We start from the raw sequence: 15,460 nt of genomic DNA, 5'->3' as shown, positions 1-15,460 counted from the left end.
CATCTTAGGTAGCGTCGCGTATCGCTATCCGTACAGCTCCCCTCCGTGTGCCCGCCCCGGCACCACCCGGGCGCCGAGGGACGACATCCGGCCGAAATACGGCCCGGGACGCCGCGGTCCTGATAGAGACGGCTCATGTCCGTCTCCGTCATGCTCTTCACCTCTGATCTGCGGGTCCACGACCAGCCGGCGCTCGCCGCCGCGGTCCGGGACGCCGATACCGTGATCCCCCTCTTCGTCCGCGATACCGGCATCGGCCGCGCCGGTTTCGACGCGCCCAACCGCCGGGCCTTTCTCGCCGACTGCCTGGCCTCACTCGACCGGAGTCTGCGCGATCGCGGCGGCCGGCTCGTGGTCCGCTCCGGCTCGGTCGTCGACGAGGTGTGCCGGGTGGTCGCGGAGACGGAGGCGGAATCCGTCCATGTCGCGGCGGGCGTCAGCCGGTACGCGACGGCCCGCGAGGACGCCCTGCGCGACGCCCTCGCCCCGGCGGGCGCGGCGCTGCACGTCCACGACGGCGTCGTCACGGCCCTGCCGCCGGGCCGGGTGACCCCCGCGAACCGGGACCACTTCGCCGTCTTCACCCCGTACTTCCGCCGCTGGGAGGCGGCCGGTACGCGCCCGGTGGTGACGGCCCCCCGCCGGATCACGGTCCCCGAACTCCCCGGCGAACCCCTGCCCCGGCGCGCCTCGGTCACCGGAGTGTCCCCCGGACTCGCCGCGGGCGGCGAGGAGGAGGGCCGGAAGCGGCTCACCGGCTGGCTGGCCCGGACCGGCGACGGGGTGGCCGCGTACGAGGAACGCCATGACGACCTCGCGGGCGACGCCACGTCCCGGCTCTCCCCCCATCTCCACTTCGGCACCCTGTCCGCCGTCGAACTCGTCCGCCGCGCCCGCGACAAGGGCGGCCCGGGGGCCGAGGCGTTCGTCCGCCAGCTCGCCTGGCGGGACTTCCACCACCAGGTCCTGGCGGCCCGCCCCGACGCGGCCGCCGTCGACTACCGCCCTCGCCACGACCACTGGCGCGACGCCCCCGAGGAGATCGACGCCTGGCGCGAGGGCCGTACGGGCTGCCCGATCGTGGACGCGGGCATGCGCCAACTGCGCCACGAGGGCTGGATGCACAACCGGGCCCGGCTGCTGACCGCGAGCTATCTCACCAAGACCCTCTACGCCGACTGGCGCACCGGCGCCGCGCACTTCCTCGGCCTGCTGGTCGACGGGGACATCGCCAACAACCAGCTCAACTGGCAGTGGGTCGCGGGCACCGGCACCGACACCCGCCCCAACCGGATCCTCAACCCCCTGACCCAGGCCCGCAGATTCGACCCCGACGGCGCGTACGTCCGCCGCTGGGTCCCGGAACTCGCCGCGCTCCCGGACCGCACGATCCACGACCCGTCGTCCCTCCCCGCGTCCGACCGGGCCCGCCTCGACTACCCGGCCCCCTTGGTCGACCTCTCCGAGGCCCGCACCCGCTTCACCCGCGCCCGGGGTCTCGACGACTGATCCCGGCGTCCGCCGGGCGTCCGGGAGTGCCGGAAGCCCGCCCGGTCGGGAGGATCGACCAGGCGGGCCCGAGAGCTCGGTCCTGCCAGGGCAGGAGGGTTTCAGGCCGAGATCACTTCCGGAGACCAGGGCTCGGGGGTCAGCCCTGCCGAAGTCGCACGGCCGTGGTCCGCCACTCCTCCATCACCGCCAGATACCCGAAGAGAGTCTGGAATGAGGCACCGATGCGCCGTGCGGGAGCCCTCAGCAGACGGCTGGAGGCGCCAAAGGTGTGCATCAGCGACATGGCTTCCTGAAAGTCCACCGGCCCGGTCTCGGAAGGGGCCTCTACCAGCTGCCGCAGTACATCGGTGAGGCCGTCCGGCCACTGGCCGCGCGGAGTGGCCTCCGCCCACTCCATGAACGCGTTGAGGGCGGAGGCGGCGACGTTCATCCGCTCGGCAAGGCGTTCCGTGGCCGACTCCAGTTCACCGGCGGGGCCGTCGAGCGCCTTGGCCAATTGGTGCATCACCGTCAGCTTGGCGCTCATCCGGGCGCCGGGATGAGTGACCCGGGCCATGTCCTCGGCGACGAGTTCCATCATCGCCGCGAGGTCGGCCACCGCCGCGTCCACATCGGCCATGTCCTTCGTGATGCCCTCCATCTGCACCTCCGCCTCCGCCACGAGGTCCAGGAGGCCGGGGGCGTTGTCATCGCCCCGCCCCGGATCGGCGCCGTCGGTCGCAGTCGTCCGGCCGGTGGTCCCGCTCGTGGTGGACGCCTCTCGCAGTGCGTCCGCCAGGAGACTCATGAGCTGATTTCGAGCCGGAGCCAGCTCCGAGACTTGGCGCGGGAGCGCGATGGAAGGGCTCGTACCTCCCCCAGGAGGGAGGGCGGCGCCATCGGCGAAATGAATGGTGCACCGGCCGAGTGCGTGTCGCACGCCGAGCCCGAAGGACAGTTCCTCGCCGGTGCCGCTGAGGTCGGCGACGACGATGTCCGCTTCCGCCACAAGACGCAGCAACTGATCCACCGGGAGTCCGGCCTTCGTCAGATCCTCGGCCCGCAGGAGGATGAGGCCGAACTGCTCGCAGGAGGGCCGCACGACGTCCTCGTAGAGGACCACTGAACGGTTCGGCCCGTTCCCCACGGAATCAGCGGAATCACTGGAGGGGAGAGGGATCGTGCCCCCCGTTCCCAGGGCAAGGCAGGTTGGCATGACAAATCCTCCGTCGATGGCTCGGATGTGTTCTGCGATGGAGTACCGGCGTCCCGGCCGGACGCTCAGTCGAAGAGTGTGAGCGCCACTCCGTCGGCGATCTCGTCGGCGAAGACAGGGCGCTCCTCGACGCCCAGCGACCGCAGCAGGTCGACCGTCAGTACGCGGTGCCGTCCGCCGACCCGACGCGTGGGGCAGGGGAACTCGTCGAGCGCGACGAGTCGGTAGGCCGTCCCCCGGCACATCCCGAACGCTCTGGCGGCCGTCCCCAGATCGACGCTGACGGGAAGATCGAAGATCTCGCGGAAGGTGAGCGGGGTCGCTCGGTGATCGGTCACCGGTTCCTCCCGGGCCGTCGCAGGGAGATCGTCGCGACCTGGCGGCCCCGGTGCGCACGCGGGATCTCCGTGACCGTGTCCGCCAGCCCCCAGGCCCGGGCCAGGGCACCGAGCCGTACGCCCTCGACCCGATGGCCGGGAACGGTGAACCGCAGACCGGCGGGGAGCCCCGCGGGCCGCACCGGTGGGTTGTACTCCACCTGCCAGGGGCCTTCCGGGCCCTCGCCGGACCACGATTCCCCGGCCCGGTCCGTATCCGCCACCGCCAGCTCATGGCGAGCCCAGCCCCATACTTCCCAGGCGCGTGAGCAGGCCGCGCGCAATACCCGGCCGCCCGGGTCCGAAGCATGCGTGCCGAACTCCGCCAGAGCCTCCAGATAGCAGGTGACGAGTTCGGCCTCGACGTCCTCGCTCTCCGCGCCCCGGGCGGCGACGATCTTGCGGGCGGTGCGCCGGAGCCCCGGCAGCCCCAACCACACCACCGCCGACGGCCAGTCGGACGTCGCCGCGTCGAGGCGGGCCCGTTCATCGATTTGATGCCACAGCGCCGTACGTACCGTGTGGCTCGCGGAGCGGTCGTACAGCACCCGGCGGGCCTCCGCAAGGGTGACCGTCGGTCCCGGCTCGCCCGTTCCTTCGAGCACACGCAGTTCCGGTGTCGGATTCCGGTCGGCGAACAGCCTCTCGACCGAGGCGAAGAGTCCCGGGTACGGGGGCAGTGTCATCGTTGGTTCCCCTTCGGTCCGAACTCGCGGACGGAGTTCCTCGTACGCCACGAGGCCAGCAGGCTCACGGCCAGTTCCTTGCCGGGCACGGCATCGGGACCGCGCTCCACGGCGAGCAGCCATCGGAGGAAACCGGGGCGCCGGGCCGCGGTCAGGCCCTCCAGAAGCGCTGTGAGCGCCGGATCGGGCTCCGGGGCGGCGTCCGCCTCACGGCACCAGTCGAGCAGGACGTCCCGCATGGACTCGTAGGTACTCGGCTCGCTCAGGGTGTGTCCGGTCAGCCGAACCACCCGGGACGTTCCTTCCGCACCGCCGAGAATCCGTTCGCGGCACCAGGCCCGGTCCGTCGCCGCCATGAGGAGGAATGCCTGAGCGACGACGAGCCCCGGAATACCGTCCGACTCGGCCCAGTACGGGATCCTGCCCAGGATCGTGTCTTTGGTGAGGGTGTCACCCACCATGAAGTGCTGGACGAGCGCGTCCTTGATCGAAACGGCGACGTCGGCGTCGTCCCGGTCACCGCCCAGCGTCTGAATCAGCCGCTCCAACAGCTCCAGGGTCCGATCGAGCGGCGGCCCTCCCCGGTCCGGCCGGCAGGCGTACGCTACGGCCCCGCGCAACGCGGCCTCGGGCGCGGCACTCCACTGGTCGAGGAGTTCACCCGCCTCGGGCGCCGCCGCCGGGTCTTGGGCGACCAACCCCAGGCACCAGCCCGCGATCTCGGCGGCCGGCGGCCAGGGACTCAGGGCCAATCGACGCAACAGAGCCAATGTCCTGCCGCCGGTCGCCGCCGCCATGGCCGCAGCCGCCCGCCCCGCCTTCTCGATGTGCTGCGGATCAGCTCCGGTACCGGCAAGCCAGGCGTACAACAGAGGTGACAGCTCCTCGTGCTGTCGGCACAGGCTCTCCCAGAGCGCGTCGGCCGTGGTCGGCCAGTAGAAGGAGGCGTTGTCCGGGCCGTCCGTCCCGGCACCCGGCCCGCACCGCGCCCCGAGGGCTCGCAGTGTCCCGGACAGGGTTTGCTGTCGGGCCGGGCCGTCCTGTGGTTCTCCGGCTCGGCGGAACAGGGCCCGGACGGCCGGTACGTGCTCCCATCCGACCTCGGCCACTTCCAGCAGTTTCACCGCGCGCTCCGCCACGACTGCCCGCTCCAGGCCGCCGTAGACACAGAGCGACAGCAGATGGGCGAGGAGCTGTGGCTCCTCCCGGGCACGGGCCATGAGCTCCGGCGCCTCCGTCCGCCCGAGGGCGTACAGCAGATCGGCGCCGGTATCGCCGTCGGCGATACCGATACGGGCCAGGGCTTCCGCCGCCGCGGCAGCGCGACGCGGCGGCAGTTCGGACGGCAGCACGTCGCCGAGGAGCCCCGATTCGAGGGAGCGCAGTAACCGGGCCCGCCGCTCCTCGTCGGAACAGACGTCCTTCACATGGGCGGCGAAGACCTCCCGCGGATCGGGCGACACGTGCCGGAGGACCGGCGCACCCAGGTGCTCCGCCACAGCGGAGACGAGCCCTGGAGACTCCGCCAATACGATGATCAGGTGGGCCCCGGCATCCGCCAAGGGCACCTCCAGCCGGGACAGATCCCAGGAGCGCAACGCAAAGGGATCCGGCGGCTCCATCACCAGATATCCGTGTACGCCATACGGCCGCGGCTCCCATCGTGTGAGGTCGACCGCTCCGTCGACCTGGTGGAGCACGGCGTTCTCCCGGCCGTGAGCCAGGAGGTTGAGCGCATAGGTCTCACGACCGGTCCCCGGCGGCCCGACCAGTACGGCGATACCGGATTCGAGGGCCGCAACCGCTCGCTCGAATCCGGGCGGCGGCACGAAGCGCCGCCTCGCCGTCTCCAGGTCCTTGGCCCGTACGGGCCCCTGCCGCACGGGGAGGGCGGTGGAACCCCCCTCCCCGGACACGACCGTGGAGACGACATGTCGCTGGCCGCCCGTCACGAGTCCGGTGTTGACCGTGCCGTTCGGAGCGACGACCACCATCCTCTGCTCGGAGGACAGGGCCGCGACGACGGCGTCCAGCTCCCCGTCGGGAAGCAGCTCAGATGTCACCGTCGGCTCCTTCGGCACGGTGGCCGGCCACCTTGACGGACGTCAGGTGCTGGCCGCCGTGGACGGTCCCGGTATTGATGATCCCTCCGGCCGCTTCGAGAACCGTCATGGTTCCCGTTTCGGCCTCCTCAGAGGTCTGCACCGGTTCCGAGGAATCGCCGATCGGCCGGTGGATCGGCCGCGAACGCAGGGGAGTCACCTTGTCCATGCGACGTGTTTCCGCTTCTCTCATGTCGTCCTCTCCGAACAATCGAACCGTCCGAGAATCGCCCGTACGCGGGTTCTGAACACTTCAAGCGTGGCGTGGCAAAGGCTCGCCGTCTGCTTTCCAGGTGCATAAAACGGGTGACCGCCGCCACACGTTCGGATGTGGCGCTGCCCTGATGACGCGAAGAGGCGGGCGCGCCGCCCGATGGCGACGCGCCCGCCTGTCCCGTAGCTAATTCCCTCCGCTCAGATCGCCACTCCGGGAACTTGCCGCCCCAAGGCCGCGATCCGGTCACGAAGAATGCCGGAGATCTCCTTTCGCTCCTGTTCGCTCAGGGTTCCGAGGAGCCGGGCCAATTCCTCCTGCCAGTCCGTCTGCGCGCGGCCGAGCAGTTCCTGATGGCTGACTGACCAGTCCAGGACCTGCTGCACCTGGTCGGGATGCCTGAGGAGCCAGAGAGCCGCGAGGGAGACCGGACCGGCACGCAGCGCCTGGAGACAGAAGTCGTACTCCCCGGTGCGGGTCCACGACTGCCGTACCCACTCGTTCTCCGGTTGACCGAGGTAGAGCTCCTCACCGGACTCACGGGGCCGGATGTCGAACACCCGGTAGCTCAGGCCCAGCTCCGCCATGCGCTGCGTGCCGCCCAGGTTTCGCATGATCTCGGGAGACCCGATTCCGCTCTCCGCGGCTGTCTGGGCATCGGCGAGCTGACGCAGGGCACTGCCCAGGCGGGTTCGGACCTGATGCCATCCGTACAGGGTCCTGCTGCGCACGACCTGCACCGGATCGTGCACCCACCAGGACACCCACAGATCCACCGACTCGGTTCCGTACACGGTCGGGATTCCCACGGCCCGGCTGTCCATGTGCTCGGTCACGTCCACGTGGAAGGCGTCCGCGTAGCCGCCGCGCAGGCTCGGGGCCATGGCGTCGTCCATCACCGGCGTGGCCTCACCGGAGTCGACGGGGTCGCCGCGTCGGCCGAGCACGAAGTACCGGCCCGTGACATCCCGGAGCACCAGGGACGACTCGCTTCTCGCCGACCACCGGTAGCCGAGGATCTCCCGCCAGGGCGCCCGGCTCGTCCGGGAGTAGAGCTGCCCCGCAGTTTCGTCACTCATGCGGCATCCCACCCTTCGCCATTACGCCATCCGGCGAGGGCGGTTCGGGCGATGTCGCGCCCCGCCCAGCCCTCCGCGCCCTTTTGGTCGATCTCCACGAACAGGCGCAGTTCGCCATGTCTCATGTCGCGGGCCAATTCTCGGAAGAGGTAATCCACCGCCTGGGACGCGGTTTCGTCCCAGCTCCCCTGGTCGGCCCATCGCAGCAGGGCGGAACAGGCGGCATCGAATGACCCGTCCGTGTTCAATGCCATGCGGGTGACGTCCACCACGGAGTGCCGATGATCGGCTTCCTGGGAGAGCTGTCGCTGAAACCACACCGAGGACTGCAGCAGGTGGCCGAACAACACCAGTAACCGTTCCTGCTCGACTTCGTCGTCGTTCAGCCATTCCAGGATCCGGGTGAAAACCCGATCCTGATGCCCGGCGTGGAACAACGAGGAGACAGCCTGCCGCACGGCGAAGTAGACCCACTGATGCTCCTGCTCGACCCGCTTACCCGGCCGCACATCCCGTATGAGTCTGTCCAGCAGTCGAAGGGCGACATCGGGCCGCGCCCGGCCGAAGTCGGCCTCACAGGCAAGGGCGACCGTAACCCTCCGATAGGGACTGGCCGCCACGCTCCATTCCCTCAGCCGACGGCGCACATCTGCGACCAGTCGAGGATCCTCGGCCGCGAGGCCCAGGGCGTAGGCCGCGATCATCTGACTGGTCATGCGCTCGGAGGCCGCCAAGGTGGCGATATGGCGGAGAGCTCGTCGGCCGCCGCCCCAACTCGCCGCCTGCCCCATGACCCGGCCGGCCGACATGGTGAGTTCGCGGTCGGGGCTCACTTCACTCAACCACCTTACGAGCAGGTCCGACACCTGGCTGTACTCACGCCATACATGGCGGAGTACGGCTTCGGCTCGCCGGTGCCTTACAAAGGAGAGCGGCTCGATGCTGTGGAGGTAGGCCCCGCCCGCCGCGGTGTCGGACATCCGCCGTGCGGCGCCGACGGCGTCGAGCAGCTCGGTGAGTGAGCGCCGGAAGACGAACTGTGGATTCGGCCGCTCCACACTCCTGACACCTTCCGGATCCGTTACCGGCAGTACCGAGGCGAGGCGGCCCTCGGACAGCTCCAGCAGCCGGTCGGCCTCCTCCTTGACGATGCGGTGGTCCAACCCCTCATAGACACAGGCAGCCAGCAGAAAGGCCAGCGCGTCGGCCTCATCGCGCAAGCCAGCCACCAGTTCGGGGACTTCCTGCTCGGCTCGGAAACTCAGCCGTCCCCGGAGATCCCCCAAAAGGGTCGCGTCCCCGTCGGCCGCCACGATGGCCCGCACCAATTCGACCACCTCGGCCGGTACCAGTTCGGGTGCCAGAAGTTCATCGAGCAGTTGATCGTCCAGCGCCGCCAGCAGCCGTTCCCGCTCGCGCTGATCCGGAACCTCCGCCCCGAACCGGCTGCCGAAAACCAATGAGGGCGGTGGTGGCTCGCACATGACGGGAGTGACATGGAGATACTGCTCGAGTCGCCGCAGGAGTGCCGTGTCGTCCGGCAGGACTATCACCATGCACGCACCGGCCTTCTCCAGCAGAGCGCGCACATGGCCGAGCACGCCCGGGCCGAGGGGTTTCTCCGGAAAGAGTCCGTCGACGAGATAGCCCCGTACCGAGGGCTCGGTGGGCTGCCAGCGGTCCAGTTCGGTAACGCTGTCCAGAGCCTGAAGGGGGGCACCGTCACCGCAGTATCGGCGCAGCAGGTTGAGAGCGGCGGTACGACGCCCGGATCCGGGGCGGCCGGCCAGAAAGAGCACTCTCCGGTCCAACTCCCGCCTGGCCGTTCCGAACCACGCGGGCTCGGCGAACCCGAAGACCGCGGCTTCGACCTCCGACGCCGGAACGGGCCCCTCGTGCACCCGAGCGGTCCGCCGGATTCCCCCGTCCCCCACCGGTCCGTTGTGAACCCGCTGGTCCCCGTATACGGAACCGGTGTTGACATTCGCGCCCGGCGCCAAGATGTAGGGTCCCGGAGCACCCCCGGCTCCGCCGAAGAGGGAAAACGCCTCGGAGAGGTCGTACTCGGGCTCGTCTGGCGACGGGTCTTCGGCGGGCTGTGGTTCGGGGGCCGACGCCGTCGTGTCAGGCGGTCCCGCGACGGCGGCCGGAGCTTCCGTGGTCATGAGCGCCCACGGTTCTTGTCACCGCGGACTTGGTCACCCTGGAAACCGCGTACCCGGTTGGCCTTGTTCCCCTCGACATAGTCCCCGGCGATGCCGTGGTTGCTCACGCTCTGGCCACCGTGGACCGTACCCGAGTTGATGTTTCCACCGGGGGCGCTGTTCTCCACCCGCGGACTTTGCGGCCCGGCGCTCTCGGAGACCGGGGCATCCTCGCGTACCGCCGCAGTAGTGCTGTCATCGGCGTCCAAGGCTCCGTCGTACAGCGGCCCGGACGGCTGGGGCACATAGACCCAGGCCCGCTGGGCGAAGGGCTTGCCGTCCACCGTCGCGCCCACCTCGACGAAGTGGTCGAGATGGCGTCCGGTGTATCCACTGAGCACCGCGTCCTCGTAGCACCGATCCGAGAGGATCGACGCCAGATGGGTGATGTTCTCCTTGTGAGAGGCGAGCACCGCCTTGACCGGGCGGGAGTCGAGCAGCCGGTGGGTGTCGTTGCGTACGGTTCCGTTGCCGCCGAACTCGTCCCCCGTGTCGGCCAGCGGACCGACGTGCAGACTGGCCCGCAGCCTCATGGGGGCGACCCCGTGGGACAGGACGTTGTAGTCGGTCAGCACTTCCTGAAGAGTGTGCAGGAAGGGGTGGATCACCAAGGGCATGAGCGACGCGTCGAACCCGAACACATAGCCGTCACCCGTGGTGTTGGGGAACTGCCGGTCGTCCCAGAGCCTCCGCAGCCCCACCCGGGCGAGGGCGGTCATGAGCAGGTCCGGCACCGTCCGGCTGATGGTCTCGTGCTCGAGGGCGGGCCGCCCGGTGAAGTCTTTGGCGTCCACCGCCAGGACGCCCCGGTACGGAGGTAGCCGACGGCTGCGGGTGAACGGGCGTGCGTCCCCGTCGGACTTGCTGAACTGCTCCTGCATGGATACGGCTCCTCGGTGAAGCCCCACCCGGGAGAACCGGGCGGGGTCGGAGTGTCCTTCGTCGTTCCACTCCAGGCTCTCGACGAGCCCTCTCGAGTTCCGCTCCGCGAGTGCGTACGGCAGGTGACGTAGAGCACAACGCGGCTACGAGCAGGCGTCCTTGAGCGCTTCTCGCAGTCCTTCCACACTGGTCACGCTGATGCGCCCTTTCTCCACGCGCACCTTGCCCGGCCCGAGGATTCCCAGACCTTTGGTGACGGAGTTACGCCCGGCCCCGATGTGCTGGGCCAGCTCCTCCCGGGTGAGAGAGAAGGAGGACACCCCCTCCGAGACGTCGACCAGGCGGAGGAGCGCCATGGCCAGACGCTGATGCACCGCGCCGTCGTACAGCTCGGTCTGCTCGCGGAGCCGGCTGGAGGCGAGGACCGCGAGGGAGTAAGCGAGATCGTGCCGCTCCACCAGACGATGGAAGTCCTGGGCGGGGATCCATACGACTCGGCATCTGCTCATCGTCCGTACATCCGCCAGCCGTTCACCACCGTGCTGAAGTGCCATCTCACCCAGAATCTCCCCGGGACCGCGGAAGGCGAGCAGGCGCTGCCGGTCGTCGCGATCCCGCCTGATCACCTTGACCATGCCGCTGATCAGCGCGAACGCCCCTGTGCCCGGAGTGCCCTGTTCTAACAAGGTGACGCCGGACGGCCGGAATCCGAGTGGGCGACGGGTGAGCTCCGCCCAGACCTCTTTCGACACCAGGTCGCGCAGAGTTCGCGCCGAAGAGTGACGATCTCTGTTCATACGGTAACGCTAGGGGAATCGGGTTCCGACAGGCCACGGAACTGTGGGTTCAGGCCATCGGCCGGGCGAGGTCCCCACCCTGCCCGCAAAGCCCGGCTCACCGCGGCAACCGGCGACACACAGGGCCGACCGGTCCCGGCACTGCCCCGGCGAGGAGCCGCGGGGAAACGGCGGAGTGCCGGGCCCGGAACGATCCCGGGCCCGGCATTCCGCAAGCGCTCCCTAGCCGACCGAGCTGTACGCCACCACGCCCCGCAACAGGCCGTCCACCGCCTTGCGGGCGTGCTTGGCGACCGTGCCCCGGTCGGCGGGGGCCGCCGCCGCGATCTGGCCGAGGACGTCGATGACCTGCTTGGACCAGCGGACGAAGTCGCCCGCGGGCATCTCCGTCTCACGCAGTACCTCGTCCAGGCTCTTGCCGGAGGCCCACTGGTAGGCGGCCCAGGCGAAGCCGAGGTCGGGCTCGCGCTGGCCGACGCCCTCCGCCTGGTGGATCTTGAAGTCTTCCTCCAGGGCGTCGAGCCGGCCCCAGATGCGGACCATCTCGCCGAGCGCCGCCTTCGCCGCTCCGGCGGGGACCTTGGGGGGCACGGCGTCGTCGGACTGGCGGGACTCGTAGACCAGGGCCGAGGCGCAGGCGGCGAGTTCGGCCGGGCTGAGGCCGTCCCAGACGTCGTCCCGGAGGCATTCGCTGGCGAGCAGGTCCAGTTCGCCGTAGAGCCGGGCGAGCCGGCGGCCGTGCGGGGTTACCTCGTCCTCGCGGAGATAGTCCAGCTCCGTCAGGAGGGCGACGATCCGGTCGAAGGTGCGGGCGATGGTGTTCGTACGCCCCTCGATCCGGCGCTCCAGCTGGCGGGTGTCCCGCAGCAGCCGGTGGTAGCGCTCCGCCCAGCGGGCGTGGTCCTCGCGCTCGGAGCAGCCGTGGCAGGGATGGGCCCGCAGATCGGCCCGCAGCCGGGCGATCTCACGGTCGTCGGCCGCCGCGGACCGCTCCTTGCGGTGCCGGTCGGGCACGATGTGACCGGCCTTGGTGCGGAGCGCCGAGGCCAGGTCGCGGCGGGACTGCGGAGATCGCGGATTGAACGACTTGGGGATCCGCATCCGCTCCAGCGCCTCCACGGGCACCGGGAAGTCCATCGACGCCAGTCGTTTGACCTGCCGCTCCGCGGTGAGGACCAGGGGCCGCGGGCCGTCGTGGTGTTCGAAGCCGCGGTGGCCGTTGGTCCGCCCGGCGGGGATACCGGGGTCGAGGACGAGCGCGAGGCCCGCGAACTTCCCGGTCGGTACGTGGATGACGTCGCCCGGCTTGAGCCGCTCCAGGGAGACCGCCGCCGCGGCCCGCCGCTGGGCCGCGCCCTGCTTGGCCAGCTCGTTCTCGCGGTCCTTGAGTTCGCGGCGGAGCCGCGCGTACTCCTCGAAGTCGCCGAGATGGCAGGTCATGCCCTCCCGGTAGCCCTCCAGGCCGGTCTCGTTCTTCTGGACCTGGCGGGAGATGCCGACCACCGAGCGGTCGGCCTGGAACTGCGCGAACGAGGTCTCCAGCAGCTCCCGGGAGCGGTGCCGGCCGAACTGCTGGACCAGATTGACCGCCATGTTGTACGAGGGCTTGAAGCTGGAGCGCAGCGGGTACGTCCTGGTCCCGGCGAGACCGGCCAGCGCGGCCGGGTCCATGGCCCGCTGCCACAGCACGACGGCATGCCCCTCGACGTCGATCCCGCGCCGTCCGGCCCGGCCGGTGAGCTGCGTGTACTCGCCGGGGGTGATGTCGGCGTGCTGTTCGCCGTTCCACTTGACGAGCTTCTCCAGGACCACCGAGCGCGCGGGCATGTTGATGCCGAGGGCCAGGGTCTCGGTGGCGAAGACCGCCTTCACCAGTCCGCGGACGAACAGTTCCTCCACCACCTCCTTGAAGGTGGGGAGCATTCCGGCGTGGTGCGCGGCGATGCCCCGCTCCAGGCCCTCCAGCCACTCGTAGTACCCCAGGACGTTGAGGTCCTCGGTCGGGATGGCCGCGGTCCGCTCCTCGACGATCTCCCGGACCCGGGCCCGGGCCGCGTCGTCGTTGAGCCGGAGTCCCGCGTAGAGGCACTGGTGGACGGCGGCCTCGCAGCCCGCCCGGCTGAAGATGAAGGTGATCGCGGGCAGCAGCCCCTCCGCGTCCAGCCGCTCGATCACCTCGGGGCGGCCCGGCGTCCAGATCCGGGACCGGCTGCGCCGCTCCCGCTCCCGGTCGGCCTCGCGGACCATCTTGCCCCGGCGGCGGTCCCGGGGGTTGTACGACCGCTGGTTCTCCGTCCGGGCCAGCCGGACCAGGTCCGGATTGACCTCGCGGCGCCCGGTGCCCCGGCCGCCGTGGTCGGACCCCTCCTCGAAGAGGTCGTAGACCCGGCGTCCGGCCATGACGTGCTGCCACAGCGGGACGGGGCGCTCCTCGGAGACGATGACCGCGGTGTCACCGCGTACGGTGTCCAGCCAGTCGCCGAACTCCTCCGCGTTGGAGACGGTGGCGCTCAGTGACACCAGGGTCACCGACTCGGGGAGGTGGATGATGACCTCTTCCCAGACGGCGCCCCGGAAGCGGTCGGAGAGGTAGTGCACCTCGTCCATGACGACATAGCCGAGGCCCCGCAGCGACTGCGAGCCCGCGTAGAGCATGTTCCGCAGTACCTCGGTGGTCATCACGACCACGGGCGCCTCGGAGTTGACGCTGTTGTCACCGGTGAGCAGGCCGACCTTGTCGGCGCCGTACCGCTTGACGAGATCGGTGTACTTCTGGTTCGACAGGGCCTTGATGGGCGTGGTGTAGAAGCACTTCCGGCCCTGCTGGAGGGCGAGGTGGACGGCGAACTCGCCGACGATGGTCTTGCCGGAGCCGGTCGGCGCGGCCACGAGCACGCCCCGGCCCGCCTCCAGCGCCTGGCATGCCTCGATCTGGAACGGGTCCAGATCGAACTCGTACATCTCGCGGAACGGGAACAGGGCGGTGGCCTGCTCTGCGGCGCGGACGCGGGAGGCCGCGTAGCGCTCGGCGGGTGAGAGATCCTCGGTCATCTTGTTGACGAGCCTACCCGCCGGGTACGACAGTCAGCGCGGCCTTATCGCACCGTCGGGCGCCCGGCGCGCGCCCACGGCGCGTCCGTGCGCCCGCGAGCCCCCTGCGTCGGCCGGGCACGAGACCCGGCGAGGCGCCGGGCGCAGCCCGTCGTACGGCCGGACCGTACGGAGACCGGTTCCGCTACGACGCGTCACGCGCCGGTCACGGGCGGCGGCCCGGGTCGCCGGGGCGGGGCGCCAGGACCCGGAGCGCTCCCGGGACGCACTCGGCGGTCAGCGGCAGCGGGCCGAGCCGTTCCCCGTCGGCGTAGGCGGTGAGCCCTTCGGCGGCCAGCCGGACGGAGCGGACCCGGTGGACGGTGACCTTCGGGTGGTCGAGATGGGTGCCCTTGTAGACCCGGGGGAAGACCCGGAGCAGGGTCCTGCGGTCGCAGGCCGCGACGACCGTCACGTCGAGCAGTCCGTCGTCCGGGACGGCCCCGGCGCAGATCCGCATGCCGCCCCCGTAGGAGTCGCCGTTGCCGACGGCGACCAGGATCGCCTCGACCTCCAGCTCCGGGCCGTCGTCCAGGGTGAGCCGGTACGGGATCGGGCGCAGGGCGGCGAGTTCGGCGAGGAGCGCCAGATCGTAGGTGAAGCGGCCCGCGATCCGTCCCATCCGGTTGCCCCGGTCGTTGACGCGGGAGTCGAAGCCGGAGGCGAGGACCGTGCCGAACCAGCGGTCCCCGGCCCGGCCGAGGTCGATCTCCCGGGCCCCGCCGCCCTTGAGGACGTCGGCGGCGAGCCGTCCGGCGGCGGCGGGGTCGCGGACCGGGAGGCCGAGGGTGCGGGCGAAGTCGTTCCCGGTACCGACGGCGATCACCCCGAGCGGGGTGGGTGTCCCGGCCACGGCCTGGAGCGCGAGGGAGACGAGTCCGTCGCCCCCGACGGCTATCAGCGCGCCGGTGCCCGCCGCGACGGCCTCCCGGGCCCGCCGCAGCGCGTCGGGCGCGTGCTCGCCGAGGACGGTACGGACCGAGAACCCGGCGTCCCGCAGCGCCCGGGCGGCGGGCTGGGCGGCGTGGGCACCCCGGCCGCGGCCCGCCGTGGGGTTGACGAAGAGAGTGATCTCATGAGTCACCCGGGTGACGGTACTCGAACAACGAAGCGGCGACCCCGCGCCGGTCCCCCGGGCGCCCGGCGGCACCGGGCGCCGAGGCCGTGTCCGGCACACAGCGCCGTCCGCCCGCAGGGCGGGGCCGTGGCGTCCGGAGCGTGTGATGCGCGACGGCGGCGGGTCCCCCGGCGAAGCCGGGGTGCGGTCCGCCTCGTACCGGACGTACGCGGGAATCCCGACAACGCCGGGCCCCTCCCGTGCC

13 protein-coding genes are annotated in these 15,460 nt (G+C 70.7%); 2 read left to right on the top strand and 11 right to left on the bottom strand.

Annotated features, from left to right (window positions below):
- The first annotated feature begins 135 nt into the window (after window positions 1-135).
- On the top strand, window positions 136-1,509 hold the full coding sequence (locus tag ABZ714_RS24360) for a deoxyribodipyrimidine photo-lyase (protein WP_358827438.1): 1,374 nt from the start codon (window positions 136-138) through the stop codon (window positions 1,507-1,509).
- Between the two features lie 139 nt (window positions 1,510-1,648).
- Here ABZ714_RS24360 and ABZ714_RS24355 read toward each other — a convergent pair whose 3' ends face one another.
- On the bottom strand, window positions 1,649-2,299 hold the full coding sequence (locus ABZ714_RS24355; protein ID WP_358827437.1) for a hypothetical protein: 651 nt from the start codon (window positions 2,297-2,299) through the stop codon (window positions 1,649-1,651).
- A 99-nt stretch (window positions 2,300-2,398) separates the two neighbouring features.
- Between ABZ714_RS24355 and ABZ714_RS24350 the strand changes: the two genes are divergently transcribed.
- Window positions 2,399-2,617, top strand: coding sequence for a hypothetical protein (locus ABZ714_RS24350; RefSeq protein WP_358827436.1), 219 nt, complete (start codon window positions 2,399-2,401; stop codon window positions 2,615-2,617).
- Window positions 2,618-2,772: 155 nt separating this feature from the next.
- On the opposite strand, the gene ABZ714_RS24345 is transcribed toward ABZ714_RS24350, so the two are convergent.
- The 10 genes from ABZ714_RS24345 to ABZ714_RS24300 form a co-directional block, all read right to left on the bottom strand.
- Window positions 2,773-3,045, bottom strand: coding sequence for a DNA-binding protein (locus tag ABZ714_RS24345; RefSeq protein WP_358827435.1), 273 nt, complete (start codon window positions 3,043-3,045; stop codon window positions 2,773-2,775).
- Complete coding sequence (locus ABZ714_RS24340; protein ID WP_358827434.1) at window positions 3,042-3,770, bottom strand: hypothetical protein; 729 nt, start codon at window positions 3,768-3,770, stop codon at window positions 3,042-3,044. Before ABZ714_RS24340 ends, ABZ714_RS24345 begins: the two co-directional genes overlap by 4 nt.
- Window positions 3,767-5,833, bottom strand: coding sequence for a hypothetical protein (locus tag ABZ714_RS24335; RefSeq protein WP_358827433.1), 2,067 nt, complete (start codon window positions 5,831-5,833; stop codon window positions 3,767-3,769). Before ABZ714_RS24335 ends, ABZ714_RS24340 begins: the two co-directional genes overlap by 4 nt.
- On the bottom strand, window positions 5,823-6,041 hold the full coding sequence (locus ABZ714_RS24330) for an S-type pyocin domain-containing protein (protein WP_358827432.1): 219 nt from the start codon (window positions 6,039-6,041) through the stop codon (window positions 5,823-5,825). Before ABZ714_RS24330 ends, ABZ714_RS24335 begins: the two co-directional genes overlap by 11 nt.
- A gap of 245 nt (window positions 6,042-6,286) precedes the next feature.
- Window positions 6,287-7,165, bottom strand: coding sequence for a hypothetical protein (locus ABZ714_RS24325; RefSeq protein ID WP_358827431.1), 879 nt, complete (start codon window positions 7,163-7,165; stop codon window positions 6,287-6,289).
- The gene (locus ABZ714_RS24320; protein WP_358827430.1) at window positions 7,162-9,330 is read right to left on the bottom strand and encodes a hypothetical protein; all 2,169 of its coding nucleotides are present in this window, start codon (window positions 9,328-9,330) and stop codon (window positions 7,162-7,164) included. Before ABZ714_RS24320 ends, ABZ714_RS24325 begins: the two co-directional genes overlap by 4 nt.
- Window positions 9,327-10,250, bottom strand: a complete 924-nt coding sequence (locus ABZ714_RS24315; protein ID WP_358827429.1) for a hypothetical protein — start codon at window positions 10,248-10,250, stop codon at window positions 9,327-9,329. The genes ABZ714_RS24320 and ABZ714_RS24315 overlap by 4 nt, the downstream gene beginning before the upstream one ends.
- 144 nt (window positions 10,251-10,394) lie before the next feature.
- Entirely contained in the window at window positions 10,395-11,048 is a 654-nt protein-coding gene (locus tag ABZ714_RS24310) for a Crp/Fnr family transcriptional regulator (protein ID WP_358827428.1), read from the bottom strand.
- Window positions 11,049-11,270: 222 nt separating this feature from the next.
- Window positions 11,271-14,099, bottom strand: coding sequence for a DEAD/DEAH box helicase (locus ABZ714_RS24305; protein WP_358827427.1), 2,829 nt, complete (start codon window positions 14,097-14,099; stop codon window positions 11,271-11,273).
- 205 nt (window positions 14,100-14,304) lie between these two features.
- A complete protein-coding gene (locus tag ABZ714_RS24300) occupies window positions 14,305-15,222 on the bottom strand; it encodes a diacylglycerol kinase (RefSeq protein ID WP_358827426.1) in 918 nt (305 codons plus the stop codon).
- Window positions 15,223-15,460 lie beyond the last annotated feature (238 nt).

Source organism: Streptomyces sp. NPDC006798, from assembly GCF_040635975.1.
In the GTDB taxonomy this organism is placed as follows: domain Bacteria; phylum Actinomycetota; class Actinomycetes; order Streptomycetales; family Streptomycetaceae; genus Streptomyces.
This window is presented reverse-complemented; position numbering and strand designations above follow the sequence as displayed.